The organism is Pseudolysinimonas kribbensis, from assembly GCF_030161895.1.
Lineage (GTDB): Bacteria > Actinomycetota > Actinomycetes > Actinomycetales > Microbacteriaceae > Pseudolysinimonas > Pseudolysinimonas kribbensis.
Map to the genome: position 1 here is coordinate 1,923,972 of NZ_BSVB01000001.1, position 14,372 is coordinate 1,938,343.

At 70.4% G+C, this 14,372-nt stretch carries 14 protein-coding genes and 1 pseudogene; all 15 read left to right on the plus strand.

Annotation, left to right across the window (positions count from 1 at the left end; genetic code table 11):
• Positions 1 to 134: 134 nt before the first annotated feature.
• The 15 genes and pseudogenes from ftsH (at position 135) to QQK35_RS10815 (ending at position 14,370) form a co-directional block, all read left to right on the plus strand.
• Entirely contained in the window at positions 135 to 2,141 is a 2,007-nt protein-coding gene (gene ftsH, locus QQK35_RS10745) for an ATP-dependent zinc metalloprotease FtsH (RefSeq protein ID WP_284254157.1), read from the plus strand.
• Between the two features lie 82 nt (positions 2,142 to 2,223).
• A complete protein-coding gene (gene folP / locus QQK35_RS10750) occupies positions 2,224 to 3,129 on the plus strand; it encodes a dihydropteroate synthase (protein WP_284254158.1) in 906 nt (301 codons plus the stop codon).
• Positions 3,126 to 3,488 carry a dihydroneopterin aldolase gene (folB, locus tag QQK35_RS10755; protein WP_284254159.1) on the plus strand — a complete coding sequence of 121 codons (363 nt, stop codon included), beginning with the start codon at positions 3,126 to 3,128 and terminating at the stop codon, positions 3,486 to 3,488. Before folP ends, folB begins: the two co-directional genes overlap by 4 nt.
• Entirely contained in the window at positions 3,485 to 3,976 is a 492-nt protein-coding gene (folK, locus tag QQK35_RS10760; RefSeq protein WP_284254160.1) for a 2-amino-4-hydroxy-6-hydroxymethyldihydropteridine diphosphokinase, read from the plus strand. The genes folB and folK overlap by 4 nt, the downstream gene beginning before the upstream one ends.
• On the plus strand, positions 3,973 to 4,455 hold the full coding sequence (locus QQK35_RS10765) for a DUF3180 domain-containing protein (RefSeq protein ID WP_284254161.1): 483 nt from the start codon (positions 3,973 to 3,975) through the stop codon (positions 4,453 to 4,455). Before folK ends, QQK35_RS10765 begins: the two co-directional genes overlap by 4 nt.
• A gap of 2 nt (positions 4,456 to 4,457) precedes the next feature.
• The gene (locus QQK35_RS10770; protein ID WP_284254162.1) at positions 4,458 to 4,943 is read left to right on the plus strand and encodes a PH domain-containing protein; all 486 of its coding nucleotides are present in this window, start codon (positions 4,458 to 4,460) and stop codon (positions 4,941 to 4,943) included.
• Between the two features lie 181 nt (positions 4,944 to 5,124).
• A complete protein-coding gene (locus tag QQK35_RS10775; protein WP_284254163.1) occupies positions 5,125 to 6,570 on the plus strand; it encodes a PH domain-containing protein in 1,446 nt (481 codons plus the stop codon).
• 21 nt (positions 6,571 to 6,591) lie between these two features.
• Positions 6,592 to 7,299, plus strand: coding sequence for a Rossmann-like and DUF2520 domain-containing protein (locus QQK35_RS10780; RefSeq protein WP_284254164.1), 708 nt, complete (start codon positions 6,592 to 6,594; stop codon positions 7,297 to 7,299).
• Between the two features lie 199 nt (positions 7,300 to 7,498).
• On the plus strand, positions 7,499 to 8,764 hold the full coding sequence (locus QQK35_RS10785) for an ABC transporter substrate-binding protein (RefSeq protein ID WP_284254165.1): 1,266 nt from the start codon (positions 7,499 to 7,501) through the stop codon (positions 8,762 to 8,764).
• A gap of 71 nt (positions 8,765 to 8,835) precedes the next feature.
• Positions 8,836 to 9,753, plus strand: a complete 918-nt coding sequence (locus QQK35_RS10790; RefSeq protein WP_284254166.1) for a carbohydrate ABC transporter permease — start codon at positions 8,836 to 8,838, stop codon at positions 9,751 to 9,753.
• 43 nt (positions 9,754 to 9,796) lie between these two features.
• The gene (locus tag QQK35_RS10795; protein WP_284254168.1) at positions 9,797 to 10,579 is read left to right on the plus strand and encodes a carbohydrate ABC transporter permease; all 783 of its coding nucleotides are present in this window, start codon (positions 9,797 to 9,799) and stop codon (positions 10,577 to 10,579) included.
• Between the two features lie 2 nt (positions 10,580 to 10,581).
• Complete coding sequence (locus QQK35_RS10800) at positions 10,582 to 11,679, plus strand: ABC transporter ATP-binding protein (RefSeq protein WP_284254169.1); 1,098 nt, start codon at positions 10,582 to 10,584, stop codon at positions 11,677 to 11,679.
• Between the two features lie 246 nt (positions 11,680 to 11,925).
• Positions 11,926 to 12,789 (plus strand): annotated as a pseudogene (locus QQK35_RS20455) (amidohydrolase family protein); the annotation flags it as partial.
• A gap of 79 nt (positions 12,790 to 12,868) precedes the next feature.
• Complete coding sequence (locus tag QQK35_RS10810) at positions 12,869 to 13,594, plus strand: SDR family NAD(P)-dependent oxidoreductase (protein WP_284254171.1); 726 nt, start codon at positions 12,869 to 12,871, stop codon at positions 13,592 to 13,594.
• Entirely contained in the window at positions 13,591 to 14,370 is a 780-nt protein-coding gene (locus tag QQK35_RS10815) for an IclR family transcriptional regulator (RefSeq protein ID WP_284254172.1), read from the plus strand. The genes QQK35_RS10810 and QQK35_RS10815 overlap by 4 nt, the downstream gene beginning before the upstream one ends.
• Positions 14,371 to 14,372: the final 2 nt, after the last annotated feature.

Here is a 14,372-nt window from a genome sequence, read left to right on the forward strand (position 1 = left end):
CGGCGAAGGCCAGAAATGGCCTTCGCTTCTGAGCGGAGCGCGTGCGCCTCCGGCGAACGTCCAGGCAGGGCCAACGCATCGCGCGATAATCTGGGGGCCACTGTCAGGAGCGGGCGCCGTGCCCGAGTGCACCCATGGACTTCAAGCGCATCCTGCGCGGACCGATCATCTGGATCGCGTTGGCGGGCCTCGCCATCGTCATCGCCTATTCGCTGATCACCGCGTCGGGTTTCAAGCAGATCACGACCCAGCAGGGCCTCGACCTCTTGAACGACCAGGGCACGGTCAAGACCGTCAAGGTCGTCGACGGTGACCAGCGGGTCGACATGACGCTCAAGAGCTCGTACAAGGACTTCGGCACGCAGGTGCAGTTCTATTACGTCGCGCCGCGCGGCCTGGACGTCGTGAGCGCGGTCGACAAGTCGGGTGCCAAGTACGACGACCAGGCGCCGTCGACCAACTGGTTCGGCACGATCATCAGCCTCCTGCTGCCCGTACTGTTCATCGGCGCGATCTTCTGGTTCCTGCTCTCGAGCATGCAGGGCGGCGGCAACCGGGTCATGCAGTTCGGCAAGTCGAAGGCCAAGCTCGTCAGCAAGGAGAGCCCCAAGGTCACCTTCGCCGACGTCGCGGGCGCCGACGAGGCGGTCGAGGAGCTGCAGGAGATCAAGGACTTCCTCAAGGACCCGTCCAGGTTCCAGGCGGTGGGGGCGCGCATCCCGAAGGGCGTGCTGCTCTACGGCCCTCCCGGAACCGGCAAGACGCTCCTCGCGCGCGCGGTCGCGGGCGAGGCGGGCGTGCCGTTCTACTCGATCTCGGGCTCGGACTTCGTGGAGATGTTCGTCGGCGTCGGCGCGAGCCGCGTGCGCGACCTCTTCGAGCAGGCCAAGCAGAACTCGCCGGCGATCATCTTCGTCGACGAGATCGACGCGGTCGGACGCCACCGCGGCGCCGGCCTCGGCGGCGGGCACGACGAGCGCGAGCAGACGCTGAACCAGCTGCTCGTCGAGATGGACGGGTTCGACGTCAAGACCAACGTCATCCTGATCGCGGCGACCAACCGCCCCGACATCCTCGACCCGGCCCTGCTGCGCCCCGGGCGCTTCGACCGCCAGATCGGCGTCGACGCCCCGGACCTCGAGGGCCGCAAGAAGATCCTGTCGGTGCACGCCAAGGGCAAGCCGATGGCCAAGGGCGTCGACCTCGAGGTGCTCGCGCGCAAGACGCCGGGCTTCACCGGGGCCGACCTGGCCAACGTGCTCAACGAGGGCGCCCTGCTCACCGCGCGCAGCAACGCGCAGCTCATCGACAACCGCGCCCTGGATGAGGCGGTCGACCGCGTCATGGCCGGCCCGCAGCGCCGCACCCGCGTGATGAAGGACAAGGAGAAGCTCATCACCGCGTACCACGAGGGCGGCCACGCCCTCGCCGCGGCGGCGATGCGCCACACCGACCCCGTGACCAAGGTGACGATCCTGCCGCGCGGCCGGGCCCTCGGCTACACGATGGTGCTGCCGCTGGAGGACAAGTACTCCGTCACCCGCAACGAGTTGCTCGACCAGCTCGCCTACGCGATGGGCGGCCGCGTCGCCGAGGAGATCGTGTTCCACGACCCCACCACCGGCGCCTCGAACGACATCGAGAAGGCGACCGGCATCGCGCGCAAGATGGTGACCGAGTACGGGATGTCGACCGACATCGGCGCCGTCAAGCTCGGCCAGTCGCAGGGCGAGGTCTTCCTCGGCCGCGACATGGGTCACCAGCGCGACTACTCGGAGGACATCGCCGAGAAGGTCGACCTCGAGGTGCGCAAGCTCATCGACGCCGCACACGACGAGGCGTACTCGGTGCTCAACGCGAACCGCGACATCCTGGACAAGCTGGCGCGGGAACTGCTCGAGAAGGAGACGCTCGACCACGAGCAGCTGGCCACCATCTTCGCGGATGTGCGGAAGCTGCCGGAGCGACCGCAGTGGCTGTCGAGCACGAAGCGTCCGATCAGCGACCAGCCGCCGATCGAGATGCCGAAGGCACCCATCGACCTGGGGGCGACCGACGGCGGCGTGGACTCCGAGCAGACGCCGTCGCGCCCCAAGCGCGCACCGCGTCCGCGCAAGAGTCCCGGCATCGCGACCGCATGACTCTGCGCGCCGCCGCTTCTGCGGCGCGACCGCTCCGCCGACCGCGCGCGAGCGCTCGGCTCCGCTGGCGTAGGGCGTGCGGATGACGCGGCTGCTCGGCATCCTCAACGTCACCCCCGACTCGTTCAGCGACGGCGGCGTCTGGGAGGACACGGCCGCCGCGATCGACCGCGGCGTGGAGCTGCGCGAGCTCGGCGCGGACTACGTCGACGTGGGCGGCGAGTCGACCCGACCCGGCGCCGCCCCGGTCGACGTGGACGAGGAGCGCCGGCGCGTGCTCCCCGTCGTCGCGGGGCTCGCCGATCGGCGCGTGCCCGTCAGCATCGACACGATGCACGCCGAGGTGGCGCGCGCCGCGATCGACCTGGGCGCGCGGATCGTCAACGACGTGTCGGGCGGCCTCGCCGATCCGGGCATGGCGCCGCTGATCGCCGCACGCGAGGTGCCGTACATCGCCATGCACTGGCGGGGCGGGGCCGACGAGCCGGTGCGGCACGACGACGTCGTGGCCGAGGTCCGCGCCGAGCTGAAGGCCCGCGTCGCCGAGTTGATCGTCTTCGGCGTCGATCCCGCCCGCCTGATCGTCGACCCCGGCCTGGGCTTCGCCAAGGACGGGACGCACAACTGGGCGCTGCTCGGACACCTGGAGGAGTTCGCCGGCCTCGGGGCGGGGGTGCTCGTGGGCGCCTCCCGGAAGCGCTTCGTCGGGGAGCTGCTGCCGCCCGAGGCTTCCATGGAGGAGCGCGACACTCCGAGCGCGATCATCACGGCTCTCGCCGCGCGCTCCGGCGCGTGGGGCGTGCGGGTGCACGACGTCGCCGCGAGCCGGCGGGCCCTCGACGTCTGGGAGCGCTGGGAGCGCGGCGCGCAGGACTACCGGGCGCCCGCGGCGCTGACCGCCGGTGCGGCGGTCGAGGCGGAGCGCGGCACGGAGCTCGACGCGGAATCCGCCGTCGATCTGCGGCCCGAGACCGTGGCGACCTCGTGAGCGACTCGATCGAGCTCGTCGGCCTGCGCGCGATCGGTCACCACGGCGTCTTCGCGCACGAGCGCCAGAACGGGCAGCCGTTCCTCATCGACGTGCTCGTGCGACTGCCGCTCGGCGACGCCGCCGGCTCCGACGACCTCGCCCGCACCGTGCACTACGGCGAACTCGCGGAGCAGGCGGTCGCCGCCGTCGAGCGGGATCCGGTGGACCTCATCGAGACGGTGGCCGAGCGGGTCGCCGCGGTCGCCCTGTCGTTCCCGGCCGTCGAATCGGTGCGGGTCACGGTGCACAAGCCCGAGGCGCCGATCGCGGTGCCGTTCGACGACGTGCGCGTCGTGATCGAGCGGAGCCGGTCGTGACCGTTCCCCGCGTCGCGGCCGCCGTGGTCGCGTACGGCGCGAACCTCGGCGACCGTCGGGCGACCGTCCTCGCGGCCGTCGCCGACCTCGCCTCGGCGGAGGGCGTTGAGGTGACCGCGGTCTCCGACGCGATCGAGACGGTGGCGCTGCGACCGCAGGGCGAGGATCCGACCGCACCGGCCTACCTCAACGGGGTCGTGCTGCTGCGCACGACGCTGCCGCCCGACGACCTGCTCGCGCTCCTGCACCGCATCGAGGCCGACCACGGCCGCGTGCGCACCGAGCACTGGGGCGATCGCACGCTCGACCTGGATCTCGTGGACTACGACGGCGAGAGGCGCGACGATCCCGCCCTCACGCTGCCGCATCCGCGCGCCGCCGAGCGCGCGTTCGTGCTGCGCCCGTGGCACCAGGTCGATCCGGATGCCGTGCTCCCCGGCCGGGGACGGGTCGCCGACCTGCTCACCGCGCTCGAGGCGACATCGTGAAGCACACCAGTCCCGCGCTTCTCGTCGCGATCGCGGCCTTCGGCGGCGTCGCCGGATTCGGCATCCAGGCGGCGCTGGCGGCGGCGAGCCTGGCCAAACTGCGGCCGGAGTACACGTTCCCGCTCAGTCTCGTGATCATCGCGGCCCTCGTGATCGTGCTGGCGGTGCCCATCCGCCGGGCGGTCCGCGGATCCCAGCGCCAGCTCATCAACCCGTTCTACGCGACGCGGGTCGTCGTGCTCGCCAAGGCGAGCAGCATCGTGGGCGCGCTGCTCGCGGGCGGTGCGCTCGGGCTGCTCGCCGATCTCGTGCTGCGCGGGTCGCCCAATGGCGAGACGTTCGGACGCATCCTCGCCGCGCTCGCCGGGGGCATCGTGCTGCTCATCGCGGGACTGGTCGCCGAGTACCTCTGTCGGGTGCCGCCGCACGATGACGATGACGACCGGCACGGCGGTCACCCCGAGCGGGTACGGTCATAGCGATGTCCGCCCGCCTCGATCCCGCGCCCGGTGACTGGAAGCGGGTCGCCCCGCGCTACGTCTGGGTCGACCTGGTCGGCACCATCGTGGGCTGGGTCGTGATCACGGTCGCCGTCTCGCTGCCGTGGTGGGTCTCGCATCAGGCGTGGATGCTCGTCTTCCCGGCCGCCGCGTTCGTCATCCTGGTGCTGCTCGCGGCCTTCACGCCGCGCCGCGTGCGCTCGATCGGATATCGGCTCCGCGACGACGACCTGCTCTTCCGCCGAGGGCTGATGTTCCAGCGCTTCGTCGCGGTGCCGTACGGCCGCATGCAGCTCGTCGACATCAACCGGGGCCCGCTCGACCGGGCGCTCGGTCTCGCCGGACTCCGGCTCGTCACCGCCGCGGCGGCGAGCAACGTGACGGTGCCCGGTCTGCCGATGGCCGACGCCGAGGAGCTGCGCGACCGCCTCGTCGAGCTCGCGGAGACGCGCCGGGCGGGGCTGTGAGCTCTCTTCCCCGGCATCCGCGCCCGTCGATCCGGCGGCCGCCAGGAAGGCGGAGGACCTCGCCGACGGCGAATGGCACCGCCTCCATCCGGCGACGCCGCTGCTGCGCGGCGGCATCGCGTTCATCGCCATCGTCGGCATCGTCATCAGCCAGCTGCGTGAGCGACTCGTCGATCTCTTCGTGCCGCAGGCCGGCGACTACGGCGGCGGCGATCCCATCGACCTCATCGTGCGCCACCAGCTCGTGCCGATCGCCTTGCTCATCGTGTTCGGGGTGCTGCTGATCGTGATCGGCATCTTCTACCTGTCGTGGCGCATGCACACCTTCCGCATCACGGGCGACGAGGTGGAGGTGCGCAGCGGCATCCTGTTCCGCACCAATCGCAAGGGGCGCCTCGACCGCATCCAGGGCGTCGATGTGACCCGCCAGGTGCTCCCGCGGATCTTCGGTGCCGCGAGGCTCGAGATCAAGGTGGCCGGCCAGGACGCCAACGTCAACCTCGCCTACCTCTCCAGCCGCAGCGCGGACGCGCTGCGCCGGGTGATCCTGCGCCGGGCGTCGGGGCTGCGCGAGCAGACGCTCGCCGCCGCGTCGGATCCGGCGGACGCCGCCGGTGCGGCCGCGATCCTGAACCAGCGGTACCAGGAGTTCACCGCACCGGAGCTCGACCCGTCGCTGGCACCGCCCACCTCGGTCGTGCAGATGCACCCCGGGCGGCTGGTCGGCTCGACCGTGCTCAGCACCGCCACGCTGTGGTTCGTCGTGATCCTCGCCGTCGCGGTCGGTATGGCGATCGGATTCCACGTCTACGAGGTGCTGTTCGGCCTCGTGCCGCTGCTGTTCGGTCTCGGCTCGGTGCTCGTGCGCCGCGTCACGAAGTCGCTGCGGTACTCGATCGCCGGCACGGCCGACGGGGTGCGCGTCGGCTACGGCCTGCTCTCGCTGAGCAACGAGACACTGCCGCCCGGCCGCATCCACTCCGTGCAGGTCAGCCAGGAGCTGCTGTGGCGGCCGTTCGACTGGTGGGAGGTGCGGGTCAACCTCGCGAGCCGCTCGCGCGAGCGCGGCCAGGAGGGTCGGCGCGGCACGATGATCCTGCCGGTAGGCAGCCGCGCCGAGGTGCTGAAGGTGCTCGAGCTCACGCTGCCCGAGCTGCTCGCCGCGGAGGGCATGGAGCCGCTCGTGCGCGCATCGCTCGAGGGCGGCCGCCCGGACGACGGCTTCACGGTCTCGCCGCCCCGCGCCCGCATCCTGCGCTGGTTCTCGCGTCGCCGCAACGGCTTCGCCTTGCGACCGGATGCCGTGCTGCTGCGTCGCGGAGCCATCTGGCGCGACCTCGTGGTCGTGCCGGCGGCGCGCATGCAGAGCGTGGCGGTGCACCAGGGGCCGCTGCTGCGCCGGCTGCGGCTGGCCGCCATCCACGTGCACACCGTCGCGGGTCCGATCACCGCCCGGCTCGGGGCCCTCGACGCGGACGATGCCGCGGGATTCTTCCGCGACGCGGCCGCCGCGGACGTCGCGGCCGCCGTCGCCGACCGCTCGCACCGCTGGGGAGCGCAGCGCTCGGAGCTCGCTCCGCCACGGGCGCACGACCGACGCCCCGAGTTCCCGGCGGCGCCGGCGTGAGCGCGGCATGAGCCCGGCGTCATGAGCGCCGACCGCGACGGCCGCCTCGGCATCGGGATCGTCGGGGCCGGACGTGTCGGGCCGGTGCTGGGCGCCTCGCTCGGCGGGGCGGGCCACGCGATCGTGGGCATCAGCGCCGTCTCGCAATCCAGCCGCGACCGCGCGGAGGCGATGCTGCCGGGCGTGCCGGTGCTCACAGTGCCCGAGATCGTGGAGCGGAGCGAGTTGGTGCTGCTCGCCGTGCCGCCGGATCAGTTGCCGGAGCTCGTGGCCGGGCTGGCGGCGACCGGGGCATGGCAGCCGGGACAGCTGGTCGTGCACACCGCGGCGGAGTACGGCGTCGGCGTGCTCGCCCCCGCGCTGTCGGCCGGCGCGATCCCGCTCGCCATCCATCCGGCGATGGCGTTCACCGGCACGAGCATCGACCTCGCGCGGCTGCGGGACGCCTGGTGCGCCGTCACGGCGCCCGGCCCCGTGCTGCTGATCGGCCAGGCACTGGTCGTCGAGATGGGGGCGGAGCCCGTCGTCATCGCCGAGGCCGACCGCCCCGCGTACGCCGAGGCGATCGGCGCGGCCTCGGAGTTCTCGTCGGCCGTCGTCGGGCAGTCGGTCGAGCGACTGCGGGCCATCGGCGTCGAGCGACCGGGGCGGATGCTCGGACCGCTCGTGCGCTCGGCCGTGGAGAACGCCCTCGACGCGGGCGACGCCGGCGACCCCGCTGTCGGCTAGCGGTCGCACGGCGTCGGCGGCCGCCCGATCACGGCAGACGGGCTCCGAATCGCCTGTGGCGTTCGGCCATGTCCGCATGCGCGCAGGGCCGGGTCGCGCCGGAGTTCATGTATCCGAACTTCAGTTTTCATAGCCGAAACGCGTGGCTAGAGTTGCCGCACTTACTCACACATGCACCAATCGGCATAAGGAGGCATCAATGCGGATACCCCGACGCACACTGGTGGTGGGGGCCGTCGGCGTCGCCGTCGCGCTCGCGCTCACGGCATGCGGACCCTCGAACAGCCCGGCTCCCTCATCGAGCGGCGGCAAGCCGTCCGGCACCCTGCAGATCGCTCATTGGGACTTCCTCGCCCCCAACTACGGCCAGCAGATGCAGGACATCATCAAGGGCTACGAGAAGTACAACCCGAAGGCGACGATCGAGACGGTCGGCATCGTGCGGGCCGACTACGAGACGAAGCTCAAGATCCAGCTCTCGGCCGGCGGCGGTCCCGACCTGTTCACGATGGCCGACACCTTCCTTCCGACGGTCGCCGCGGCCAACCTGCTCGAGCCTCTGGACAATGTCCTGACGCCGACGACCAAGAAGGCGCTCAACTCGACCAACAAGGGCGGCGTCTACAACAACAAGCAGGTCGCCGTCACCTGGCAGATCGCGCCGTATGCGTTCCTGTGGAACAAGGACATCCTGGCTCAGGCGGGCGTCAAGCCGCCGACGACCTTCGACGAGCTCGTCGACGCCGCCGTCACGATCAAGCAGAAGCTGGGGATCACGGGCTTCGCGGTGCGCAGCCGCCTGGCGGAGGAGACCCCGTGGTGGGTCGACTTCAACAACTGGATCCAGGGCTACGGCGGATCGTGGTCGGACGGCAAGAAGCTGACCATCGACAGCCCGCAGAACGTCGCCGCGCTGACGGCGTTCAAGAAGATGTACGACTCCGGCGCCTTCTCGGTCGGTGACGACGCGTCCACCTTCCGCACGAAGTTCAGCGAGGGTCAGGTCGCCATGATGATCGACGCGACCGGAGCCCCGCCCGCGATGATCAGCGCGAAGGTGCCCTCGACGTCGATGATCTCGTCGCCGCTGCCGTTTCCCAAGCCCTACACGAGCCAGGTCGGCATCTACTTCGGCATCAACGCGCACACCAAGAACAAGGCGCTCGCGGAGGACTTCCTCAACTGGTTCCTCACGAAGGACACGCAGCAGGCGCTCTCGGAGAACCTCGGCAACACCTCGACCCTCGCCACCAAGACCACGGTCTCGGACGAGTTCCTCGCCAAGAACCCGTGGGCCGTCGGCTACCGCGAGGACGGCGAGAACACCCGCAGCTCGGTGATCCGCGGCTTCGAGAGCGTGACGCCGCAGATCGCGCACACGGTGCTCAGCCAAGTCGAGAAGGTGCTCCTGCAAGACGTCTCGCCACAGCGGGCGTTGTCGGACGCGGCCAGCTCCCTGAAGTAAGCCGATCGATCCGCCGTGGGGTGGAGCGCGCCTGGCGCCCCACCCCACGGCCACGGAGTGAAGGACACCGGATGACGACGGCCGCGCCGACCTCGAGGATCCGCCGCCGGAACGCGGCGGCAGCCATCGCGCCCTACCTCTTCGTGGGGGCTGCCGCGATCTACCTGCTGTTCTTCATGGTCGTGCCCATGGCACGCGGCCTGTGGTTCAGCTTCACCGACGCGACGCTTCTCAATCCCGACGGCGGGCAGTTCGTCGGAGGGAAGAACTACGGCGACCTCCTCACGAGCGGTGCGTTCTACTCCTCGCTCCTCACGACCCTGCTCTACACCGCGGGCACCGTGATCGGGTCGCTCCTGTTCGGCACCGTCGCCGCCGTCGCCTTGAGCGAGCGGATCCGCGGCCGGGCGGTCTTCCGGGCCCTTCTGACGATCCCGTGGGCCGTGCCGTCGGTCGCGGCGGTGCTCGTCTTCATCTGGATCTTCAACGTCGAGAGCGGGGTCGCCAACCGGGCGACGAAAGCGCTCGGGATCGGAGCCCAGGGCTGGCTGCTCGACCCCAAGCTCGGGCTGCTCTCGGTAACGCTCGTGAGCGTGTGGAAGGTCTTCCCGTTCGTGATGCTCGTCGTGCTCGCCGCACTGCAGGGCGTGCCGGGCGAGCTGCGGGAAGCGGCGCGGGTCGACGGAGCCGACCGCCTGAACGTCTTCCGCACCGTCACCCTCCCGCACATCGTCCCGACCCTGCGCATCGTGGCGCTGCTCATGACGATCTGGTCGATCCGCCGTTTCGAGGTGATCTACCTCCTGACCGGTGGCGGTCCGATCGACACGACCAACACGATCGTCATCAGCGTCTACCGCGAGGCCTTCCAGAACTCCCAGCTCGGCCAGGCGGCCGCCATCGGCATGCTCGGACTGTGCCTGTCGATGGTCGTGACCGTCGTCTACTTCCTGTCCGACCGCAGCGACGCGCGAAAGGACGCCCGATGAGGCGCCGCCGATTCCTCCGATCGCCCGCATCGCGATCATCCTGGTGCTGATCGTGCTGGCCGGGTTCCCCATCTACTGGATGTACGACACGGCGATCACCCCGCGCGATCAGCTCTTCACGGGCCAGCCGCTGATCCCGGATGTGACCCGGACGCCGCAGATCTTCGACGTCTTCACCAGCGGGGTCCCGCTCCTGCAATGGCTCGCGAACAGCTCGATCGTCGCGTTCTGCACGACGTTCCTCAGCCTGCTCCTTGCCGTGCTCGCCGGTTACGGGCTCTCGCGGTACCGCTTCCATGGCCGGGGAGTCGTGGGCTTCATCCTGTTCGCGACGCAGATGCTGCCCGAGGCGCTGCTCATCGTGCCGCTGTACGCCCTCTTCGCCGGCCTCGGTCTGCTCAACGGCCTCGTGGGACTGGTGCTCGCCGACACCGCGTTCGTCATGCCGGTGGCGGTGTGGATCGTCAAGTCGGCGATGGACTCGATCCCCTACGAGATCGAGGAGGCGGCACGCGTCGACGGCTGTCCCCGCTTCGTCATCCTGCTCCGCATCATGCTGCCGCTGTCGGCGCCCTCGATCGCGGCAGCCGCCGTCATCATGTTCTTCGACGCGTGGAACGAATACCTCTTCGCCTCGACGTTCATCCAGGATCGGGACAAGTGGACCGCGTCCGTCGGGCTCTCGTCCTTCATCGGGGAGTTCATCACCCCGCTCTCGACCGTCTTCTCGGCGGCCATCGTGTTCACGATCCCGGCGATCGTGTTCTTCCTGCTCGTTCAGCGTCATATCGTCAGCGGCCTCACGGCCGGGTCAGTGAAGGGGTGAAGATGCCCGCCTTGACGTTCTCGTCGGTGAGCAAGTCGTTCGGCAGCTCAGAAGTCATCAGCGACTTCACGGCGGAGATCCCGGACCGGGAGTTCCTGGTGCTGCTCGGGCCCTCCGGCTGCGGGAAGTCGACCATGCTCCGGATGATCGCCGGCCTCATCGACATCAGCTCCGGCGACCTCCTCTTCGACGGCAGGCGAGTCAACGAGCTGGAGCCCCGGGAGCGCAACATCGCGTTCGTCTTCCAGTCGTACGCCCTGTATCCGCACCTCACGGTGCGCGCGAACATCGCGTTCCCGCTTCTCATGGACCGCTTCCGCTGGTGGCAGCACATCCCCGGCATCTGGTCCATCGAGCGCCGGCGCGCGATGCGCCTGCCGGAGGTCGCTCGCAAGGTGGCCGAGATCGCGGAGATCATGGAGCTCACCCCACTCCTCGATCGCCGCCCCAAGACGCTCTCGGGCGGCCAGCGACAGCGCGTCGCACTGGCCCGCGCGCTCGTTCGCGACCCCTCGATCTACCTGCTCGACGAGCCCCTCTCGAACCTCGACGCGAAGCTGCGGTCGCAGATGCGCATCGAGATCTCGACGATGTACCAGAAGGTCGGCAAGACGTTCGTCTACGTCACCCATGACCAGGTCGAGGCGATGACGATGGGGACGCGGATCGTGTTGCTGGACGGCGGCATCATCCAGCAGCAGGGAACCCCGACGGAGATCTACGAGCGCCCCGCCAACGCGTTCGTCGCTCGCTTCATCGGATCGCCCGCGATGAACCTCATCCCCGTCGAGGTCGCGCACGGCGGGGTGCGCATCCCGGATGCGGGCATCCTCCCCGTCTCCGACGCCCCGGTCGCGGCGGGGCAATCCGTGACTCTCGGCGTCCGCGCGGAGAAGATCGCTCTCGCCGCGTCAGGGGAGACGGACTCCACGGGCACGTCGCGATCGTCGAGCGCCTCGGCGCCGAGACGGTCGTGGGGTTCCGGTTCGGGGATGCGGAGGCCGCGACGCTCGGTGCCGGCGCGGTGCGCGACCTCTACTACGCGCGCATCCCCGGTGAGGTCGACCTCGCCGTCGGCGATCCGTGCGCGATCAGCCTGAGTCTCGCGGGCGCGTCGTGGTTCGACCCGGCGAGCGGCGAGCGGCTGGAACCGGCGGTCGCGGCTCGATGACGAGAGTGCTCGTGAGCGGGGAGACGTCTACGACCCCGATGGCGGCGTGATCGAGCGCCGCGACCTGGTCATCGTCGACGGGCGGTTCGCTGAACCCGACGGCCGTCCGACCGACCGGGTGATCGACGCGTCCGGACACCTCGTCACACCGGGTCTCGTCGATCTGCACGCTCACGTGTTCCGGGGCCAGGATCTGGGGCTCGATCCGGACGACATCGGGCCCTCAGGCGGCACCACGACGATCATCGACGCCGGCAGTGCCGGTGGCCACCTCTTCCCTGCGTTCCGCGCGACGACGATCGACACGAGCGCCGTCCGGGTGCGGGCGTTCGTCAACATCGCATCGGTCGGGACCACGAGCATCCGGCTCGGTGGAGAGCTGAAGGCGCTGCACTACAGCGATGCGTCGGTCGCCGTCGCCTGCGCGCGAGCGAATGCGGATGTGATCGTCGGCGTCAAGGTGCGGGCATCGCACGACGTCGGCGGAGACAACGCCCCCGAGGCGCTGCGCCGTGCTCGCGCCGCCGCCGACGACCTCGGCGTGCCGCTCATGGTCCATCTCGGACCGTCTCCTGCCGCGGTCGACGAGATCCTCGCCACGCTGCGCTCCGGCGACATCCTCACGCATGCGTTCACCGGCTGGGAGGGCAACACCCTCCTGGACGGCGACGCGGTTCGCGCGGGCGCGCGGGAGGCCCGGGAACGCGGCGTCGTCTTCGATATCGGGCACGGGGCATCCGGGTTCAGCGCCGACGTCGCACGGAAGCTCCTCGGGCTCGGGTTCGCGCCCGACACGATCAGCAGTGACCTGCACGCCTACTCGCGCACGCGCGTGGTGAGTCTGCCGCTCGTTCTCTCCCGGCTCATGGCGCTGGGGATGCCGCTGCCGGACGTGCTCCTGCGGGCGACGCTGGCGCCGGCGCGGGCGCTCGGCCTCGACGCTTCGGGGATCGGCACCCTGCGTTCCGGGGCGGCCGCCGACCTCGCGATCTTCGATCTCGCCGAGGGCCCGCAGTCCTTCGAGGACGGCTTCGGCCGGGCTTTCGAGGGCGACCGCGTCCTGCGGCCGGTCGCGACGATGATCGGCGGCGACCTGGTGGAACCGAGGGGGTGCCCGCATGAGCAGGCTGGTCGTGGTGAGCGGAGCCGCGAGCGGGATCGGCCGGGCAGCCGCCCGCTGGTTCGCGGATGCGGGCGACGAGCTCTATCTCCTGGGCCGTCGCCGGGCACCGCTCGAGGCGCTCGCCGCCGAGGTGGGCGGGCGCGCCGTCCCCGCCGACCTCTCGACGGTGGACGGGGCGAGCGCCGTCGCCGCCGCCGTCGGGCCACGGGCCGTCGACGTGATCGTTGCGGCGGCCGGCGGGACGCCTGCGACGAACCCGGTCGGTCTCGACGAGGTCGCGCACGACTGGAACGCCGACGTTCAGCAGAACCTGATGACCGCCGTGCTGCTGGTCGAAGCGCTCAAGTCCCGGATCGCGCGCCCGGGCGGCCGGGTGATCGGGCTCGGTTCGATCGGTGCGCAGCTCGGCAGCGGCTACGGCGGCTCGTACGGAGCGGCGAAGGCGGCGCTCCATGCGTGGATGTACTGGCTCGCGCAGGAGCTCGGGCCGCAGGGCGTGACCGCGAATCTGGTGCTGCCCGGCTACGTGCCCGACACGGAGTTCTTCGGGGACCGGGTCACGGAGGAGTTCGACCGCGTGCGCGTCGAGCGATCCCTCGTCGGGCGCGCGGGGACGGCTGCTGAGATCGCGGCGACGATCGGCTTCCTGGCATCCGCCGATGCCGGTTACATCACGGGTCAACTCATCGGTGTCAACGGGGGAATGGTGCTCGGACGATGACGGACGACACGCAGAAGCCCGATCAGCGCGGGTCCATCAAATCGGCGGAGCGCGTCATGGATCTCCTCGAGCTCATCTCCCGGCAGCGGGACGGGCTCGGGTTCACGGCACTCATCGACGCGCTCGACTACCCGAAGAGCAGCCTCCATGGTCTGCTGCGCGCCCTCACCGACCGCGGGTTCCTCTCCTACGACCCGGAGGGGAAGGTCTACCGGATCGGCGTGGGCGTCTGGGAGGCCGGCCAGTCGTACACGCAGGCCGCACACACGGCGCGCGTCGCCCTGCCTCACCTGCGGAACGCGCGGGACGTCCTCGGGGAGACCGTGCAGATGGCCATCCTCGATGGACTCGACAACGTCTACATCGCCAAGGAGGAGTCGCCGCAGGCGTTCCGTCTGGTCTCCGACGTCGGCAACCGGCTGCCCGCGCATACGACCGGCCTCGGCAAGGTCCTGCTGGCGGCGTTGCCGTCCGACGAGCTCGACCGTCGCCTCGAGGGGGTGCGGCTCTCGCGGTACACCCAGCACACCGTGACGGGGCACGACGAGCTGAAGGCCAGGCTGGAGCGCATCCGCGTCCTCGGGTATGCCGAAGACAGCGGCGAGTACACCCTCGGCCTGTATTGCCTCGCGGTGCCCGTCAAGCGGCGCGGCTCGGTGGTCGCTGCGATCAGCTGCTCGACGCCGGTGGCCCGCCTCAACCGCTCCGTCACCCCGGACCCTCGAATGCTCAACATCATGACGAGCACCGCGGCAGCGATCTCCCGCGACCTGTGAAC

Coding starts and splice junctions, on each gene's coding strand:
- ftsH (WP_284254157.1), top strand. CDS start 135: ATGGACTTCAAGCGCATCCTGCGCGGACCGATCATCTGGATCGCGTTG.
- folP (WP_284254158.1), top strand. CDS start 2,224: ATGACGCGGCTGCTCGGCATCCTCAACGTCACCCCCGACTCGTTCAGC.
- QQK35_RS10770 (WP_284254162.1), top strand. CDS start 4,458: ATGTCCGCCCGCCTCGATCCCGCGCCCGGTGACTGGAAGCGGGTCGCC.
- QQK35_RS10780 (WP_284254164.1), top strand. CDS start 6,592: ATGAGCGCCGACCGCGACGGCCGCCTCGGCATCGGGATCGTCGGGGCC.
- QQK35_RS10785 (WP_284254165.1), top strand. CDS start 7,499: ATGCGGATACCCCGACGCACACTGGTGGTGGGGGCCGTCGGCGTCGCC.
- QQK35_RS10790 (WP_284254166.1), top strand. CDS start 8,836: ATGACGACGGCCGCGCCGACCTCGAGGATCCGCCGCCGGAACGCGGCG.
- QQK35_RS10800 (WP_284254169.1), top strand. CDS start 10,582: ATGCCCGCCTTGACGTTCTCGTCGGTGAGCAAGTCGTTCGGCAGCTCA.
- QQK35_RS10810 (WP_284254171.1), top strand. CDS start 12,869: ATGAGCAGGCTGGTCGTGGTGAGCGGAGCCGCGAGCGGGATCGGCCGG.
- QQK35_RS10815 (WP_284254172.1), top strand. CDS start 13,591: ATGACGGACGACACGCAGAAGCCCGATCAGCGCGGGTCCATCAAATCG.